The following is an 18,052-nucleotide window of genomic DNA, read 5'->3' on the forward strand; positions in this document are numbered from 1 at the left end:
CGGCTCATCGCGTGAGAAGCCCGGTAACAATTCGGGTCATTTGAGACTTGAGCTCCTTGTCGGAGTGCTTGATGCCGACCATCTCCGACAAAAAATCCTGCGTTGTCGAGAGAAGACCAAGAAGTGAGATTGAGGCAAACACTGCAAGATCATCATCGATCAGTCTCGCCTCTTCTTTGTGGTCATCCAGAAAATGACGCAACTTGGTATGAATAGGCTTGCCAAGTTTTTCCGCGATAAAAGTCTGCCGCTCCCGATCAGGGCTTCCGGCCACTTCCCCTATCATCAGTCGGGCGAAGTGCGGCTTTGAGAAAATCATCTCGACGAGCTGTTCTGCAACGTAATCAACTCTTTGCTCCGCGGGGAGCTTCAAAGCATCCGCAATGAATTTATCGATGTTTTGCAAAGACTCCTCGGCGACCGACGAAACAACGGCAGTCCAAAGCCCGAACTTTGACCCGTGACGGTATGAAATAAGAGCGACATCTACATCCGCTATCGTCGCAATATTTCGAAGCGATGTGTTTTCGAAACCATTTTCAGCAAAGCTCTGAAGGGCAGACTCAAGCAAGGTGTCGGTCCCAGGCTCTGCGCCTTTGCGGGGCCTTCCTCGTCCGGCCCTCGCCTTTTGCGCCTGCTGTGGTTTCGTTCGTGCTTCCATCTTGACAACTCCCATGCTTGCAAGACATATATTCAACATCTGATGAATTATTTCAACCCTGTTATGATCAGGATCACCAATGACGGCAACGTCTACTCCTCCTCCCAAAGGCCTGAAGGCGCCAAAAAGATCCCTTCCCGCCGTTTTCATCGCGATAGCGGCTCTGGCTCTCTCTTCCTGTGACGAGCAGAGCAAGGAACGGGAGCCCTATCTCGCTCATGTCAAAGTCGAATCTGTTCGGCTGACGCCCGACGTCGTGCGTGCCAGCGGCACCGGCGAGGTCAAGGCGCGCATAGAGAGTGAACTCTCGTTCAAGGTCAGCGGTCGCGTCATTTCGCGGGAGGTCAATGTCGGTGATCGCGTGAAGGCAGGCGATCTCCTTGCCAGGCTAGACTCAACTGAGCAGTCGGCTGATCTGGAATCGGCAAAGGCCGCGGTCGCCTCACAAGAGGCAACCCTGCGCATGGCAAGCTCCGTGCTGGCCCGGAGAAAGGCATTGACGCAAACGGGTGCATTGTCGCAGCAGGATCTGGATAGCGCGATTCAACAGTTCCAATCCGCTCAGAACGACCTGGACGCAGCAAAGGCACGTCTGGACGTGGCGACTGATACCTTAAGGCAAACTGAATTGCGCGCTGACGCGGACGGCACGATTACCGTTCGAGGTATCGAAGTTGGTCAGGTCGTCCAGCCTTCGACGTCCGTCTTTACGCTTGCGCATGATGGTGCGCGCGATGCCGCGTTCAACGTTCAGGAGTCGGTCCTCACCGGCAATCGTCAGCCGCTGGCGATGGAAGTCGCCCTGGTATCAGACCCCTCCGTGAGGGCGAAGGCTTCCATCCGGGAGGTCAGCCCCGCGATAGACCGATCACTTGGCACCGTTCGGGTGAAGCTCGCCATTGAGAATCCTCCGCCCGCGATGTCGCTTGGCTCTCCGATTGTCGCAAATGTCGACATGGAGCGTCAGGAACGCATCAACGTGCCGTGGCAGGCTCTCATGTCCAAGGCAGGTCAACCTGCCGTCTGGACAATCGATCCCGAAAAGAAGACCAGTCGACTGAAGCAGGTCGAGATACAACGATACGACTCATCGAAGGTCGTTCTTTCCAGCGGATTGCAAGCCGGAGATCTTGTGGTCATCGAGGGCGCTCAGTTTCTGCGTGAAAACCAGCAGGTCTCTTTCGATGCAGGAGTAGCACGATGAAGCTCTCTATCTCACTGACGCTGCTGGCCGCAGGCCTGGCTCTTACCAGTTGCACCGAAGAACAGGAGCCACCACCGCCGGTTCGACCCGTCCTGTTCACAACAGTCAAGCCGCGCGAACTGACAACACTGGGCTTTACCGGCACGGTTGAAGCAAAGCTGAGCGCCGATCTCGGCTTCCAGGTCCTTGGCCGCATCGTTTCACGCAATATCAATGTCGGGGATGTTGTGCGCAAAGGGCAGGAACTGGCAAAGCTCGATGCCACTGCGCTGCAACTCGCCGTCACGAAAGCAGAAGCGGATCTCGCATCCTCGCGTGCCAAGCTTGATCTGGCCCGTGTCAACGAGCAGCGTCAAAGCACGCTTCTCCAGACAAACGCTACGACCAAGGAACGCGTCGAAGAGGCCGTTCAATCTCGTGCAGCGTCCGAGGCATCGGTTCTCCAACTGGAGGCAGATCTCACAAAAGCCCAGGAGCAACTGGGTTATGCGACCCTGATCGCCCAGACGGACGGAGTGGTGTCGTCGCTTGCCGCTGAAGTCGGACAGGTCGTGGCGGCTGGTCAGACGGTGGCAACGATTGCACGCCTCGACGCCAAGGACGCCGTGATCGACATACCGGAAAGCTATGGTGATCTGACCAGGATTGGAAGCACTTTCCTCGTTTCGCTGCAGGCCGATCCGGAGATCAAGGTGAAGGGACAGGTGCGTGAAGCAGCACCACAGGCAGACGCCGCGACCCGTACACGGCGAACCAAGATTGCGCTGGAAACGGCACCAGAAAGCTACCGACTGGGAAGCACGGTCACTGCGACACCGATGGAAGAGATCAAAGCGGCCCTCTGGTTGCCGTCCCGGGCGGTTGGCGAAAAAGATGGAGCGACCTTCGTATGGGTCATCGATCCACAGGGCAAAAAAGTCGTTCGACGCCCCGTCGGAATCCAGCCTTCCGCAACTGGCGGCGTCAACGTCACGCAGGGCCTGCAGGAAGGTGAACGGGTCGTGACCGCAGGCGTCAATTCCCTCACCGATAATCAACCCGTCCGTTTTGCTGAAGAGCTGCCTCTATGAACAAGAAATTCAATCTTTCCGAATGGGCACTCAAGCACAGGTCGCTCGTCTGGTATTTCATGATCCTTTCGGCAGTGGCCGGATTGCTCTCCTACATCAACCTCGGGCGTGAAGAAGATCCGGACTTCACCATCAAGACCATGCTGATCCAGGCCCAATGGCCGGGCGCCTCGATAAACGAGATGACCAGTCAGGTGACCGACCGGATCGAGAAGAAGCTCCAGGAACTGGAATCGCTCGATTACACAAAGAGCATCAACACTCCCGGTCAAACCACGATCTATGTAAACTTGCGAGAAAACACCAAGGCGGCGGATGTAAAACCGACCTGGGTCAAAGTTCGCAACATGATCAACGATATCGCTCCCACACTTCCACAGGGTGTGCAGGGACCCGCATTCATCGATAGTTTCGGCGATGTGTTCGGCAACATATATGCGTTCACGTCCGATGGGCTGACGCAGCGCGAGTTGCGTGATTATCTGGAAGCGGCGCGGACCGAAATTCTCAGTGTGCCAAATGTCGGCAAGGTAGACCTCATCGGAGCACAGGATGAGGTTATCTACCTGGAGTTCTCCACGCGCCAGATGGCTGCTCTGGGCATTACCCAGAGCCAGATCCTGAACACGCTGCAGCAACAGAACGCGGTTGTTGCTTCCGGCACGATGCGTACCGGGGCCGAAAACATCAACATCAGGGTATCGGGCCAATTCGCAACCGAGGATGCCATCCGCAACATCAATCTTCGGGTCAATGACCGCTTCTTCCGTCTCAGCGACGTGGCAAAGATCACGCGTGGCTATTCGGATCCTGCACAGCCTCTGTTCCGCTACAATGGTCAGCCGGCCATTGGTCTCGCGATCGGCATGAAGCCGGGAGCAAACCTGCTGAACTTCGGTGAAGCCCTGTCGAAGACGATGGATCGCGTCATAGCCGACCTGCCTGTGGGTATTGGCGTGCACCACGTGGCGGATCAGGCCGTCGTCGTCGAGGAAGCCGTCGGCGGCTTCACCAAAGCTCTCTTCGAAGCCATCGCCATCGTTCTTGTGGTCAGCTTTCTCAGCCTTGGGATGCGAGCTGGCCTGGTTGTTGCCGTCTCCATTCCGCTGGTCCTGGCGATCACCTTCGTTTTCATGGAGTATCTGGGCATCTCGCTTCAGCGCATCTCGCTCGGTGCTCTCATCATCGCACTTGGATTGCTCGTCGATGACGCCATGATCGCGATCGAGATGATGGTGTCCAAACTGGAAGCCGGTGAAACGCTCGCCAAGGCGGCAACCGCCGTCTACACCTCAACGGCTTTTCCAATGTTGACAGGCACACTCGTCACCGTGGCGAGCTTCATTCCCGTCGGTCTGAACGATAGCGCGGCGGGCGAATTCACCTTCTCGCTTTTCGTTGTGATTGCGATATCACTGATCGTTTCATGGATCGTTGCGGTACTCTTTGCTCCATTGCTGGGCGTGGTCATGCTGCCGAAGACCATGAAAAAGCACGAGGACCACAAAGGCCTGATGGCACGGGTCTTTTCAAGGATCCTGCACGTCTGCGTCACCTGGCCGAAGATGACAATCCTCGTTACGGTCGCCTTGTTTGGTGCCTCCGTTTACGGGATGGGCTTCGTTCAGCAGCAATTCTTCCCTCAATCCGATCGCCCGGAACTCATCGTCGACTGGAATTCACGCCAGAATTACACGATCGACCAGACCAAGGCTGATATGGACAAGTTCGAGGCAGCCTATCTTGCCAAGGATGAGGATATCGTTCATTGGACCTCCTATGTCGGCCAGGGAGCAAAGCGCTTCGTACTCTCGTTTGACGTACAGCCATCCACCGCCTACTTCGGTCAGATGGTCATTGTCACCAAGAGCATAGAAGCTCGCGAGCGCCTGAAGGCCAAGCTCGAGAAGGTTGCCGAGACCGAGTATGCGGGCGCGGACATCCTCTTGAAAGAAATGGAACTTGGACCCCCGGTAGGCCGCCCCATCCAGTACCGCGTCAGTGGTCCTGATCCTCAGCAGGTCCGCATGCTTGCAGGCCAACTAGCTGGGATAGTGGGTCAGGATCCCCGTCTAGGTCGCGTGGTCTTCAACTGGAACGAACCCGCACGCAGCGTGAAGGTGGATGTGCTTCAGGATAAGGCCCGCCAGCTCGGCGTTACATCCTCGGACATTGCCACGGCGCTCAACAATATCACGAACGGCTCAACCATCACGCAGATCCGCGACAGCATCTATCTGATCGACGTGATTGGCCGCGCGACCGAAGACGAGCGTCGTTCCATCGAGACGCTACGCAATCTGCAATTGCCGGGCAATAACGGTCAATCCGTGCCGCTCGCTTCGATTGCAAACTTCCGCTACGAGCTGGAACAGCCGGTGATCTGGCGTCGCGATCGCCTGCCAACCGTAACCGTGGAAGCAGCCATTGTTGACGGCACCCTGCCGGCGACGATCGATGCCTCCCTCAAGTCGTCCATCAACGACTTCAAGACGAAGCTGCCGATCGGCTACAAGATCGAGACCGGCGGCTCTGTCGAAAGCAGCGCGAAAAGCCAGGCTCCGATTGTGGCTGTCGTTCCATTGATGCTCCTGACCATGGCAACGATCCTTATGTTCCAGTTGCAGAGCTTCCAGCGCCTGTTCCTGGTGGTCATTGTTGCACCGCTGGGCTTGATCGGCGTAGTGGCCGCTCTTCTGCCAAGCGGCGCACCGCTCGGCTTCGTGGCCATCCTCGGCGTTCTCGCGCTGATCGGCATTCTGATCAGAAACTCCGTCATTCTGGTGGTGGAGATCGAGACGCTTCGCACCGCGGGGCGTCATGCCTGGGATGCGGTCATCGAGGCATCGGAGCATCGGATGCGGCCAATCATGCTGACCGCCGCGGCTGCCAGCCTCGCCCTCATTCCGATTGCCCGCGAGATCTTCTGGGGACCGATGGCTTATGCGATGATGGGTGGAATCGTGGTGGGTACCGTCCTTACTCTCCTGTTCCTTCCAGCCCTTTACATCGTCTGGTTCCGGATCAAGAAGCCGACGGATGGCGCTGAGGCCTCGCCTTCAACCGCGCCGGTCACTCACTAGACATCGCCTATTCAAGACGCAAGCGGGGCGGAGAGCAATCTCCGCCCCGCTTTTGTTTCTGCGCTTCTTCAATGACTTGGTCGGCTGAACAACAGTTCTCTTGCACTGCACAGCAAATCATCGCGCCGCACAACAATTGTGCTTATGTATGGCGATAAAAGAAATATCGTTCAACAATCTTGACGAATTTGTAAAACGGGATAACCCTTAGCGTTAGGAGAACGGTCGGGGATCCATTGAGGCCGCTCTCATCCAAACAAAAGAGGGAACCATGGAACAGCCAACTGCCGTACCATCTGCAGATCCTGCATCTGGCAAGTCACGCCGCGCGGCGCTCACTGCTGCCGTCTTCCTGATGGCAACATCAGCGATCGGACCGGGCTTCATCACCCAGACCGCTACCTTCACCACAAAGCTTGGCGCCGCCTTCGCATTCGCCATCTTGGCGTCCATCCTGATCGACTTCGTCGTCCAGTTGAACATCTGGCGCATCGTTACACTGACACGGATGCGCGCATCCGACATTGCCAACGCTGCCATTCCCGGCACAGGCTACATCCTTGCAATTCTCGTCATCGTTGGTGGGCTGTTCTTCAACATCGGGAATATTGGCGGATCGGGCCTTGGTCTCAACGCGCTTCTCGGCCTCGACCCCAAATGGGGCGGCGCCATCAGCGCTCTGATCGCCATCGGCATTTTCAGCTCAAAGCGTGCTGGGGTCGCTGTTGACAAGGCAATCATCGGCGCGGGCGTCTTGATGATCATCCTTACCCTCTATGTTGCGATTGTCTCTCAGCCACCCGTCGGCAAGGCGATGTTTGAAACCTTCATCCCTTCCACCATCGATTTCGCCACCATCACCACGATCGTCGGCGGCACTGTTGGTGGCTATATCACTTACTCCGGTGCACACCGCCTCCTGGACAAAGGCCAGACCGGTATCGAAAACCTCGGTGCCGTCAACCGCGCAGCGCTCTCCGGCATCGCGGTGACAGGCATCATGCGCTATGTCCTGTTCCTCGCAATTCTCGGCGTGGTATCGGCGGGTGTCGCGATCGATGTGTCGGGCAAAGGCGCCAACCCAGCTGCGCAGGCCTTTCAGGCTGCGGCAGGCGAGTTCGGCCTTCGCATCTTCGGCGCGGTCCTCTGGTTCGCCGCCATTACTTCGGTCATCGGTGCGGCCTATACGTCGGTCTCCTTCATCACGGTCTTCAAAAAGGACATCAGCGACCGCGCGCGTGACATTGCGACGATCATCTTCATCACCATCTCGCTCTTCGTCTACGTCATCATCACCACGCCTCCTGCGCAGATGCTCGTTTTCGTCGGTGGATTGAACGGTCTGATCCTCCCAATCGGCCTTTCCATCTTCATCTATGCGGCATGGGCCCGATCCGACCTGATGGGAGGCTATCGCTATCCCCGCTGGCTGCTGGTGCTCGGCGTGCTGGTCTGTGCGCTGACCTGGTATATGGGCTACAAGTCCATCGGCCCGATCTTCGCGCTGCTCGGCTGAAGCAAGACAGACTAGGGAGAGGAAACCATGACTTCCATTGATCTTAACAGTGACCTCGGCGAAAGCTACGGCGCATGGAAAATGGGCGATGACACGGCCATGCTGTCCATCGTTTCCAGCGCGAACATCGCCTGCGGCTTCCATGCTGGCGATCCGCTCGGCATCCGCCAGACGGTGAAGGCCGCTGTCGAGAGAGGTGTCGTCATCGGCGCCCATGTCTCCTATCCGGATCGCGTCGGCTTCGGCCGCCGCGATATGGACGCCACAAGTTCGGAACTGACAGCCGACGTGATCTACCAGATCGGCGCACTGCAAGGCATCGCCGCAGCAGCCGGTGGCAAAGTGGCCTATGTCAAGCCACACGGAGCGCTCTACAATCGCATCGCTCATGACGCAAAGCAGGGGCAAGCGGTTATCGACGGCATTCGGGAAATCGATCCGAACCTTGTGCTCATGGGACTGGCAGGAACGCCAATCCTCCAGCTCGCGGAGAAGGCGGGCCTGAGAACCGTGGCAGAAGCCTTTGCAGACCGCGCCTATACGCCCGGCGGAGAGCTTGTGTCTCGTCGTGAAGCCGGTTCCGTCCTGCACGACACCAATCTCATCGGCCAGCGCATGCTGCGACTGGCGCGTGAGGGCAGGCTCGAAGCGATCGATGGCACGACTATCAAAATCGAGGCTCACTCCATCTGTGTACACGGTGACAGCCCCGGTGCCGTCGCCATTGCGCAAGCCGTTCGCCAGACCTTGGAAGCCGATGGCATCACCATCCGCTCCTTTGTCTGACCCCCATTTTCCGGGAGGAAGATATGATCTCGTTTGAACATCTGGCGCATGTTGATGCGTCTCCCGCAAGGAACGCCCGCGCGCAGTACCGCAATGGCCTTGTAGAGCCGACGGCAGGCGTTGCCCGCGGCTTCACGCAGGCCAACATGATCGTGCTGCCGCGTGACTGGGCCTTCGATTTTCTGCTTTATGCGCAGCGAAACCCAAAGGCCTGCCCGGTCCTCGATGTTTCGGATCCGGGCTCGCATACAACGGCACTTGCGAAAGATGCCGATCTTCGTCGCGACGTTCCGCTATACCGCATCTGGCGCAACGGCAAGCTGGCGGAAGAAACGCCGGATGCCTCCGCCGCCTGGGCAGAACACCCGGATCTCGTGAGCTTCCTGATCGGCTGCAGCTTCACGTTTGAAACGCCCATGGCCGAAGCGGGTATCGAGATCCGGCATATCACCGACAAGTCAAATGTGCCGATGTATCTGACGAATAAGCTATGCCAGCCGGCCGGTCGTCTGCACGGCAACATGGTCGTCTCGATGCGACCGATCCGGGCAGATCGCGTGGCAGATGCCGCCACCATCTCCGGGCGTTTTCCTTCTGTGCATGGCTCCCCGGTTCACGTGGGCCAGCCGGAAGCCATCGGGATTTCCGATATCTCCAGACCTGATTTTGGAGATCCGGTCCGGATCGAGCCGGGTGAAGTTCCTGTTTTCTGGGCTTGTGGTGTGACGCCACAAGCGGCGGTCATGGCGTCCGGTGTTCCGTTTGCCATTACCCATGCTCCCGGCCATATGTTTATTACCGATATCCCCGATTCCGCTTACCACGCGTGAGGTTCCATGCGCTTCCTGCCCGTCAGCCTCACCACCCTTTTGGTGGAACTGCAAAATCTGGATGAGACGCTGGCACTCTTCGCGTCCCTGCAGGCCGATCCGGTCGATGGGATCGTGGAGATGGTGCCCGCCGCACGCACCCTCATGGTGCGCTTCCAGCCAGAGGTGATCACCGCGTCTGAACTGGTGGCGATCATTGCCGGACACGATGTTTCGAAGGCTCTATCCGCGTCTGATCAGCGCGTTGAGATCCCTGTCCACTATGATGGTGAGGATCTGGCCGATGTAGCGGAACTGACAGGATTATCGGTGGAGGAGGTCATCCGGCGTCATACGGAAAGCATCTTCACCGTTGCCTTTTGTGGCTTCGCCCCTGGTTTCGGCTATCTGGTCAATGGCGATCCCAAGCTGCATGTGCCGCGCAGAAAAAGCCCGCGCACCCGCATACCTGCCGGTTCTGTGGCGCTTGCGGGCGAATTCTCGGGCGTCTATCCGCAAAACAGTCCCGGCGGCTGGCAAATCATCGGTACGACGCCGGTGAAGATGTGGGATCTGGACCGAAACCCGCCGGCCCTTTTCCAGCCTGGCTATCAGGTGCGATTCATCGATCTGGCGCATGTGCCCGCCAGCTATCATCTGCCGCCAACTCGGCAGATCATGCAGGCACCGGCACGAGATGTCACTGAAGGTGTTGCGCTCAAGGTTCTGGAAGCGCCTATGCCTGCGCTCATTCAGGATCTCGGTCGCTTCGGCCAGACAGGTCAGGGCGTATCCTCCTCTGGTGCTCTCGACCAGGGTGCATTCAAAGCAGCGAACCGCATTGTCGGCAATCCGCTGAACACGCCCTGCCTCGAAGTAACCCTGGGTGGCTTCTGCTTCGAGATCACAGGTCGAACCGTGATGGCCTTGACGGGTGCCTCTTGCCCTCTTCAGATCGAAACACACGACGGCACCTCGATTCCTCACTCAACCTACCAACCAGTTTCATTGGAAGCAGGCGACAAAGTCCGTCTCGGCTTTGCTGTGAGCGGCGCTCGCAGCTATCTCTCCTTTCGAGGCGGTATCGACGCTGCCATGGCTCTCGGGAGTGCGGCGACTGACACGCTTGCGGTCGTCGGGCCGGAAGCGCTTGTTGCCGGAAGCGTGGTCGGCATTGGTGGCGTTGCTGAGCGGCTTCTGCCAGTCAGCCTTGAGGAGCAACCAGCGTTCAAACATCCCATCGCAGGCGAAGAGGTTGTGCTCGACGTCGTCATGGGGCCTCGAACCGATTGGTTTACGCACAAGGGCATCGAAACGCTTTTTAGCCAGAGCTGGACGGTGACGCCGCAGTCTAACCGCGTTGGCGTTCGTCTTGCCGGAGACACCCCGCTTGAACGCATCGATTCCCGAGAACTTCCGAGCGAAGGTACGGCCACAGGTGCCATTCAGGTGCCGCACAGCGGACAACCCGTCCTGTTCCTCGCCGACCACCCGCTGACAGGTGGTTATCCGGTCATCGCAACGGTCGCGGAATATCACCTCGACCTGGCCGGTCAGATGCCCGTGAATGCGAAGGTGCGCTTTCGCCCCATCACCCAATTCAACGAGATTGAACCGGCTGCACGCTGACCAGCAGACCGAAGAAGAACAAGAGGGAACATCCATGAAGAAGGTTCTGATTGCCAATCGTGGCGAGATCGCCGTTCGTGTCATCCGTGCCTGTCGCGATTACGGCTTGAAATCGGTTGCAGTGTACGCCGATCCGGATGTCGATGCATTGTTTGTTCGTCTGGCCGACGAAGCCTATGGGCTCGGCGGCGCTCGTCCAGCAGAGACTTATCTCGATATCGCCAAGCTGATCGAGATTGCGCAACGTGCAGGCGCAGATGCCGTGCATCCCGGCTACGGCTTTCTTTCAGAGCGCGCGGAATTTGCACAGGCCGTGATAGATGCAGGTTTGACCTGGATCGGGCCGGATCCGAACGTCATAGAGGCGCTTGGCGACAAGGTCGAGGCGCGACGCATTGCTCTTTCGGTCGGTGCACCGCTCGTCGCGGGCAGCGATGGCCCGGTGGAAACTGCAGCGGAAGTGCTGGCTTTCGCCCGCGAGCACGGGCTGCCGCTGGCAATCAAGGCTGCTCATGGCGGCGGCGGGCGAGGCATGAAGGTTGTGTGGAAGATGGAGGACGTGGCAGAAGCCTTCGAGTCTGCCGTCCGCGAAGCCAAGGCTGCTTTCGGTCGAGGCGAGTGCTTCCTCGAACGCTTTCTGGATCGACCACGCCATATCGAGGCACAGGTAATCGCTGACAAGCACGGCAATGTTCTGGTCGTCGGTACTCGCGATTGCTCCCTCCAGCGCCGCAACCAGAAACTCGTGGAAGAGGCTCCGGCTCCATTCCTCACCGATACACAACGGCAGAGCATTCATCATGCTGCAAAGCGCATCTGCGCGGCGGCAGGCTACTCAGGTGCAGGAACGGTTGAATTCCTTCTTGGTGTTGACGGAACGATTTCGTTTCTGGAGGTCAATACGCGTCTTCAGGTCGAGCATCCGGTGACGGAGGAAACGGCGGGCATCGACCTCGTGATTGAACAGTTCCGCATCGCGGAAGGCAAGCCGCTGGAAGTGACCGAAACGCCTGCTCCACGCGGTCACGCAATTGAGTTCCGCATCAATGCCGAGGATCCAGGGCGCGGCTTTTTGCCGACGCCGGGCACGATCACCCGCTTCGAAGGACCTTCGGGGCCGGGCGTCCGGCTGGACACCGGCGTCGTTTCAGGCTCCACCGTACCGGGAACGTTCGACTCGCTGACCTCAAAATTGATTGTGACCGGGGCAACGCGCGAACAGGCGATCGCGCGTGCTCGGCGCGCACTGGATGAGTTCGTCATTGAAGGTGTTGCGACGGTGCTGCCCTTCCACCGCGCCGTGCTGAAGGAAGACGATTTCATCGGCACTGACGGCTTCAAGGTTCACACGCGCTGGATCGAGACGGATTTCGCCGATCGCCTGGAACAGGCCGCAAGACCTGAGCCTGCGACAACGGAGGGTCTGGTCCGCACCGCTGTGGAGATTGATGGCAAGCGTGTGATGCTGGGCATCCCGCAGGCGCTGCTCGGCGGCCTGGCGGGACTTTCGGGAGTAGGTTCCAAAAGTGCCGCAGCTTCAGTGGATACCGTTGATCCCCTGGCGATGATCGCGCCGATTTCCGGCACGCTGCAAAGCTTCAAGGTTGAGGATGGCGCCACAGTCCAGGAGGGTGATCTGATCGCCGTCATGGAAGCGATGAAGATGGAAACGCAAGTTATTGCAAAGCGCAGCGGCGTCTTGAATTTCACCGCCAATCAGGGCGATTACCTGCAAAGCGGATCCGAGATCGCGCGTTTCCAGCCGTAGAAACCAATAAAGTACGACACCAAATATCGCCCCGTTCGCCAATGTCGAACGGGGCGTTTTCTTGATCACCCCATTCGCTCGGAAGCGTAAGATCCGGGGCTGGGTGGGAAGACGATTGTGCGATTGCCGTTGATGAAGGTGCGATGATGGATATGCGCGTGAATGGCGCGCGCCAGCACCTGTGCTTCCACATCGCGACCGAGAGAAACATAATCGTCCGGCGACTGGGCATGCGTCACACGCACGGTGTCCTGCTCGATGATCGGGCCTTCATCAAGATCTGCTGTCACGTAGTGCGCCGTCGCGCCGATCAGCTTCACGCCGCGCTGATAGGCCTGCTTGTAGGGGTTGGCTCCCTTGAAGCTCGGCAGGAAGGAATGGTGGATGTTGATGATGCGGCCGGACATCTTCTTGCACAGATCATCGGACAGAACCTGCATGTAGCGGGCCAGCACGACAAGTTCCGTGCCCGTCTGCTCGACCACATCCATCAACTGCGCTTCCGCCTGCGGCTTGTTTTCCTTCGTCACCTTGATGTGGTGGAAGGGAATATCATGGTTCACGACGACCTTCTGGTAGTCGAAGTGGTTGGAAACCACGCCGACGATATCGATTGGCAGCGCGCCGATCTTCCAGCGATAGAGCAGATCGTTCAGGCAATGACCGAAACGCGAGACCATCAGCAGCACTTTCATGCGCTCGGCGGAGTCATGGATATCGGCCTGCATCGAAAATTTCTGTGAGATCGGTGCCAGGCCTTCCATGAGTGCATCACGCCCGATGCCCTCTTCCGAAATGAAGGAGATGCGCATGAAGAAACGCCCGGTATCGAAATCATCGAACTGCGAGCTATCGACGATGTTGCAACCCTTTTCCGCCAGGTAACCCGAAAGTGCAGCCACGATGCCGCGGGCGGTGGGGCAGGTTACAGTCAGGACGAAATTCATCGGCTCATTTTCCTTCAGACACAGTTCGTTGCGGCGACCGGGCTTGCGACCACGGTCGGGGCTCTGCTTTTGGCGCGGGAACGCCTCGTTGTCGAGACATCCTTTATGATCGACAGTAGCGAGGCTGTTAATTAACTCTTGCTCATCACTCCGAAACCGGCTGGCGCACGAGTTCGGAGGCAAGTTCATGGTAGTGCGCAGGCGCAGGCCGCCTTGTCTTGATACCGTCGGTTAAAGCCGCAAACGCGATAGAAAGAGCGTAGCTTCCTGTTCAAACGCGCGTGAAAAAAGGGACGGCCGGCCATCCTGCGATGACCGGCCTTCCAATGTCTTCCAAAAATTCCCGGATGTCAGGTGCGGACCTTTGTCGGCACGTCGACGCTTGCCTTGATGGCATTGGAGTACGGGCAGATGCCGTGGGTGACTTCGATCAGCTTCTGGGCCTCATCTTCAGCCATGGCTGGCAGGTAGACGTCCAGTTCAGCCGTGATGCCAAACCCGCCTTCAGAGCGCGGGCCAATCCCCACGGTTGCGTTTACTGTAGAACCTTCCGGAACCTTGGTCTTCAGCTGCTGCGCGCCGACGCGCAGGGCACCCAGGAAGCATGCGGAGTAACCCAAAGCAAAAAGCTTTTCCGGGTTTGCACCCTCACCGCCCGGTCCACCCAATTCCTTCGGAACGACCAGTTGCAGTTCCATGGAACCATCCTCCAACTTGGTCTTACCATCACGGCCACCACCGGAAGCCGTTGCAGAGGTCTTGTACTTTGCGTCGACAGACATAGGTCTTCTCCTTGGGTTGTGTGGCCACCGCTTCAGTGATCCACAATTCAATTGCGCACAATATGTATCGGCGAAACCTGTTCGTCAATAGCTTGCAATCAGATTGCGCACAATATATATTCAGATCATGAAAAAAGCCGAACCAACCAGTGATGTCGCTTTGGACCAAATGCTCTGCTTTGCAGTCTACAAAGCGGAGCAAGCGTTCAACCGCGTCTACAGGGCGGCTTTGGAACCTCTTGGCCTTACCTATCCGCAGTTTTTGACAATGCGTCTTCTGTGGAGGTCTGGGTCGTCATCGGTGGGAGAGATCTCTGAGCAGTTGGGCCTCGACTCCGGTACAATTACCCCGCTCATCAAACGTCTTACCAATATGGGGTTGGTTCGCAAGGAGCGCCGCGCCGACGACGAACGTCGTGTCGATATCCACCTGACGCAGGCGGGCCGCGAGCTTGAAGCAAAGTCCGGAGAGGTTCTACGCTGTATCGGACAAGCGCTTCAAATGGACATGCAGCAGGCAAATGTGACATTGCAAACAATAAATCACCTGACGAGCAACCTGACGCGAGCGGCAAACGTCCGAACGACAGGCACGGATGGAGATTCAGCACCGCATGCTTCCATCGTATAGCGTGAACTAGGAAGAGCAATGGTGCCTGCATTCGAGTTTACAGAGCTCCGTCTACCAGGACTGGCACCCGGCATGCTGGGGATCGGGACCCGTTACGAACCCATGGGCGAACCGGTGCTGGAGGCAGCCGGCATCCAGTTGCCACCGGCTCTTGCGACCGCTGTTCCAAGCCGGCAACTCGAATATCTTGCGGGTCGCGCGTGCGCGGTTGAAGCCTGCCGCAGATTGGGTCTGGATGCGACGCCCGCGACAACCGGCCTTCATCGAGAGCCGATCTGGCCCGCGGGCGTTGTCGGCAGCATCACGCACAGCCATGGAGAGGCAATGGCGGTGATTGCGCCTTCCTCCGCCTGCCGCAGTCTTGGTGTCGATATCGAACATATCGTCGATTTGCAGAAGGCAGAAGATCTCTTCAGTGTCATTGCGGACCCGGCAGAGGCAGATGTTCTGAAGGATCTGACAGGCAATAATCTCGCACTGATCTTTACCCTGATTTTCTGTGCGAAAGAGGCGATCTTCAAAGCCACCTGGCCCTTCGTTCGTCGTTTCATCGATTTCGATGAAGTGAAATTGGTCGCTGCCAAGTCTGGCTCGCTGACATTTGCCGCAGATGCGCCTCTTGCATCGCAACTCGCTTCTCCAGGATTACCGCCGGTCACGTTCGCCGCAGCCACGTCATCAATAACAACGCTTTGCATCTACCGATGACAAAGCTTCCACATGAATAGTGCTCCTGAAAATGTACTCGTACAGTATTCAACCTTGTATGTGCACTGGTTTCTGTTAGGTTGAAGCAATCTTTCATGGGTGCATGATTGTTCAATCGATCCGTGAGATCGTATTTTGAACGGAAGAATTTTCCTTCAGGTTTCATTCAGACGCTATTCTGCGACAATCTTCGAGGACTGATATGACTCAAAACTTCAGCAAATCTCGCCAAGAGGCCGAGATTGCCTTTACGAATATTCAAACTAGAACAGCCTTACCAGACAGCGCCACCGAGGAGATTGACCTTCTGGACAGGCAGCGTCAGGAAAAGACCGAGCGTCTGCGGCAGGCCCGGCTTGGGCGAGAGCAGGAGGCGGCAGCATTTGGTAAATCTGGCGCCCGCAAGCGACTGAAATGACGGGCTGCAGCGAGCCTTGTTATCCCTTGTGCTACACTCATCTGCAGTGAATTCGATCGGTGGATTACCATGAGCGGCCTTACAGGCGCAGATTGCCAAACCTGCGGTGCATGTTGCGCCTATTCATCAGACTGGCCACGCTTCACTATGGAAAGCGAAGATGCTCTGGAGAAGATCCCTCCACATCTCGTGGCCGGGGATCTGAGTGGCATGCGCTGCGACGGTCAACGTTGTTCAGCGCTAGACGGCCAGATCGGCGTGGCGACACGCTGCACGATCTATGAGGTAAGACCCCAGGTCTGCCGTGAATGTCAGCCTAATGACGAGGAATGCCTGACGGCTCGTTGGGCTTACGGCCTTGGGCGCTCTGACTGATACCGTCATTTCACGCTATGATTTGAAACCGTATTATTCGACCAGCCGTTTCCCATTCGGGAAAAAGGGCTCTACAGTCTCTTCGCCTGTGGTCGTGTCGGCCATGCATAGTCAGACCCACCAGCGAAGGGCCACCACATCATGACGGACAAGTTTCATCAGCCTGTCGATGCGGCGCAGGTGCCGCGATTTGCAGGACACGCGACGTTCATGCGGCTGCCGGCCGTAGCAGACGCCGAAGGTCTCGATATCGCACTTGTCGGCATCCCGTGGGACGGCGGAACAACAAACCGTGCTGGCGCACGCCATGGACCGCGCGAGGTCCGAAATTATTCAAGCCTTATGCGCAGCGCGCATCACATGTTCGGAACTGAGCCCTACAAGGTTGCCAATATCGCAGATGTCGGCGACGTTGCCGTCAATCCCATTGATCTGATGGATGGTCTTCGACTGATCGAAAACGGGATCTCCGCCATCGTGGAAAAAGGCGCCCTGCCGCTCGCCGTTGGCGGGGATCATCTAACCACCCTGCCCGTACTGCGCGCAGTCGCGAAGAATGGCCCCGTGGGTCTCATTCATTTCGATGCTCATTCCGACACGAACGACACCTATTTCGGCGATAATCGCTATACGCACGGAACTCCGTTTCGACGCGCGATCGAAGAGGGGCTGCTGGATCCAGCCCGCATGGTGCAGATCGGTATTCGGGGTTCGGTTTACGGTTCTGACGAGCATGCTTGGGCACTGAAGCAGGGTGTTCGTATCATTTACATGGAAGAGTTCGTTGCCCGCGGCGCTCTTGAGGTCATGGAGGAGGCGCGCGCCATCGTTGGCGGCCATGCGACCTATGTGACCTTCGATATCGACTCTATCGATCCATCCATGGCTCCCGGCACCGGAACCCCCGAGATTGGCGGGTTTACGACCCGTGAAGCCCAGCAACTTCTGCGTATGCTGGATGGCCTCAATCTGGTAGGCGCAGATGTGGTGGAAGTCGCCCCGCCCTTCGACTTGAACGGTATGACATCGATCGTCGGTGCAACCGTCATGTTCGAGTTGCTTTGCATTCTCGCAAGACAGATCGAGCGGCAAAAAAACCGCATTGCCCGGTGAATGGCGATACAACAGAGATAGACTGCGGTTGACTATCAACATCTTGAACGCGGCCTTGGACAATCCCATATCTTCGTCAACCCGCTGGTCCGGGCCCCTCTGGTGAAGGTTACGGCGCCTTCACGATGTCGGACCCTTTTGAGTTCGATGCCGGATTGGAGGATTTCAGCATGCTTGCAGATATTGCAGCCTGGTTCATTACGCTTTTTCTCATTAACCCGCTTCAAGCTGAAGCCCAGGAACAACTGCAGAGAGCGAACGCGTCCGCACAGACCGTGCAGCAGTTTCGCCAGTGTATTGCGAGCGAGGGTCCGCGCCTGATCGAACGCGCCACGAACGAGCCTGCCTGGGCCATCGCCGCAGGGACAGGCCTCATGATTGGCTGGTCGTCTCCGCTGGAATACATTGACCGGAACAATGAAAACTGTGCCTCGGTCGTGCGCTTGCTGCAGGGTGGCGAGGGCAACACTGTCGAAAGCTGATAGTCGTTTCTGAAACAAAAAAGAGAGGAGCGTAGCAGTGCTCCTCTCTTCGCCGCATCTCCCAGGAATG

The 18,052-nt window shown here is 57.6% G+C and carries 17 protein-coding genes; 14 read left to right on the top strand and 3 right to left on the bottom strand.

Going from position 1 to position 18,052, the window contains the following annotated elements; all coding sequences use genetic code 11:
- Positions 1-4: 4 nt before the first annotated feature.
- Positions 5-661: a TetR/AcrR family transcriptional regulator gene (locus G6N80_RS04205; protein WP_162249597.1), complete on the bottom strand. Its 657-nt coding sequence runs from the start codon at positions 659-661 to the stop codon at positions 5-7.
- A gap of 79 nt (positions 662-740) precedes the next feature.
- On the opposite strand from G6N80_RS04205, the gene G6N80_RS04210 reads away from it, so the two are divergent.
- From G6N80_RS04210 to G6N80_RS04245, 8 genes are all read left to right on the top strand, one after another.
- Positions 741-1,865, top strand: coding sequence for an efflux RND transporter periplasmic adaptor subunit (locus G6N80_RS04210; RefSeq protein ID WP_165131508.1), 1,125 nt, complete (start codon positions 741-743; stop codon positions 1,863-1,865).
- Positions 1,862-2,935 (top strand): efflux RND transporter periplasmic adaptor subunit, encoded by a 1,074-nt coding sequence (locus G6N80_RS04215; RefSeq protein ID WP_062556370.1) that lies wholly within the window; start codon positions 1,862-1,864, stop codon positions 2,933-2,935. Before G6N80_RS04210 ends, G6N80_RS04215 begins: the two co-directional genes overlap by 4 nt.
- On the top strand, positions 2,932-6,018 hold the full coding sequence (locus G6N80_RS04220; RefSeq protein WP_062556369.1) for an efflux RND transporter permease subunit: 3,087 nt from the start codon (positions 2,932-2,934) through the stop codon (positions 6,016-6,018). Before G6N80_RS04215 ends, G6N80_RS04220 begins: the two co-directional genes overlap by 4 nt.
- A 271-nt stretch (positions 6,019-6,289) precedes the next feature.
- On the top strand, positions 6,290-7,534 hold the full coding sequence (locus G6N80_RS04225) for an NRAMP family divalent metal transporter (protein WP_165131511.1): 1,245 nt from the start codon (positions 6,290-6,292) through the stop codon (positions 7,532-7,534).
- Positions 7,535-7,561: 27 nt separating this feature from the next.
- Entirely contained in the window at positions 7,562-8,320 is a 759-nt protein-coding gene (locus G6N80_RS04230) for a LamB/YcsF family protein (RefSeq protein ID WP_165131514.1), read from the top strand.
- Positions 8,321-8,343: 23 nt separating this feature from the next.
- Positions 8,344-9,150: a putative hydro-lyase gene (locus tag G6N80_RS04235; protein ID WP_165131517.1), complete on the top strand. Its 807-nt coding sequence runs from the start codon at positions 8,344-8,346 to the stop codon at positions 9,148-9,150.
- A 6-nt stretch (positions 9,151-9,156) separates the two neighbouring features.
- The gene (gene pxpB, locus G6N80_RS04240; RefSeq protein WP_165131520.1) at positions 9,157-10,758 is read left to right on the top strand and encodes a 5-oxoprolinase subunit PxpB; all 1,602 of its coding nucleotides are present in this window, start codon (positions 9,157-9,159) and stop codon (positions 10,756-10,758) included.
- 34 nt (positions 10,759-10,792) lie between these two features.
- On the top strand, positions 10,793-12,526 hold the full coding sequence (locus tag G6N80_RS04245; RefSeq protein WP_165131523.1) for an acetyl/propionyl/methylcrotonyl-CoA carboxylase subunit alpha: 1,734 nt from the start codon (positions 10,793-10,795) through the stop codon (positions 12,524-12,526).
- A 65-nt stretch (positions 12,527-12,591) separates the two neighbouring features.
- Here the strand turns inward: G6N80_RS04245 and purU are convergent, their stop codons facing one another.
- Complete coding sequence (purU, locus tag G6N80_RS04250) at positions 12,592-13,473, bottom strand: formyltetrahydrofolate deformylase (RefSeq protein WP_165131526.1); 882 nt, start codon at positions 13,471-13,473, stop codon at positions 12,592-12,594.
- A gap of 350 nt (positions 13,474-13,823) precedes the next feature.
- Positions 13,824-14,255, bottom strand: coding sequence for an organic hydroperoxide resistance protein (locus G6N80_RS04255; protein ID WP_165131529.1), 432 nt, complete (start codon positions 14,253-14,255; stop codon positions 13,824-13,826).
- Between the two features lie 127 nt (positions 14,256-14,382).
- Between G6N80_RS04255 and G6N80_RS04260 the strand changes: the two genes are divergently transcribed.
- From G6N80_RS04260 to G6N80_RS04285, 6 genes are all read left to right on the top strand, one after another.
- A complete protein-coding gene (locus tag G6N80_RS04260) occupies positions 14,383-14,886 on the top strand; it encodes a MarR family winged helix-turn-helix transcriptional regulator (protein ID WP_165131532.1) in 504 nt (167 codons plus the stop codon).
- Positions 14,887-14,904: 18 nt separating this feature from the next.
- Complete coding sequence (locus tag G6N80_RS04265) at positions 14,905-15,594, top strand: 4'-phosphopantetheinyl transferase family protein (RefSeq protein WP_165131535.1); 690 nt, start codon at positions 14,905-14,907, stop codon at positions 15,592-15,594.
- A gap of 202 nt (positions 15,595-15,796) precedes the next feature.
- A complete protein-coding gene (locus tag G6N80_RS04270) occupies positions 15,797-16,012 on the top strand; it encodes a hypothetical protein (protein ID WP_062556361.1) in 216 nt (71 codons plus the stop codon).
- Between the two features lie 147 nt (positions 16,013-16,159).
- A complete protein-coding gene (locus G6N80_RS04275) occupies positions 16,160-16,387 on the top strand; it encodes a YkgJ family cysteine cluster protein (RefSeq protein WP_343048700.1) in 228 nt (75 codons plus the stop codon).
- 141 nt (positions 16,388-16,528) lie between these two features.
- Entirely contained in the window at positions 16,529-17,500 is a 972-nt protein-coding gene (gene speB / locus G6N80_RS04280; RefSeq protein ID WP_062556360.1) for an agmatinase, read from the top strand.
- A 170-nt stretch (positions 17,501-17,670) separates the two neighbouring features.
- A complete protein-coding gene (locus G6N80_RS04285; protein WP_156379309.1) occupies positions 17,671-17,982 on the top strand; it encodes a hypothetical protein in 312 nt (103 codons plus the stop codon).
- The last annotated feature ends 70 nt before the right edge of the window (positions 17,983-18,052 follow it).

This window comes from Rhizobium rhizoryzae (assembly GCF_011046895.1).
GTDB lineage: Bacteria > Pseudomonadota > Alphaproteobacteria > Rhizobiales > Rhizobiaceae > Neorhizobium > Neorhizobium rhizoryzae.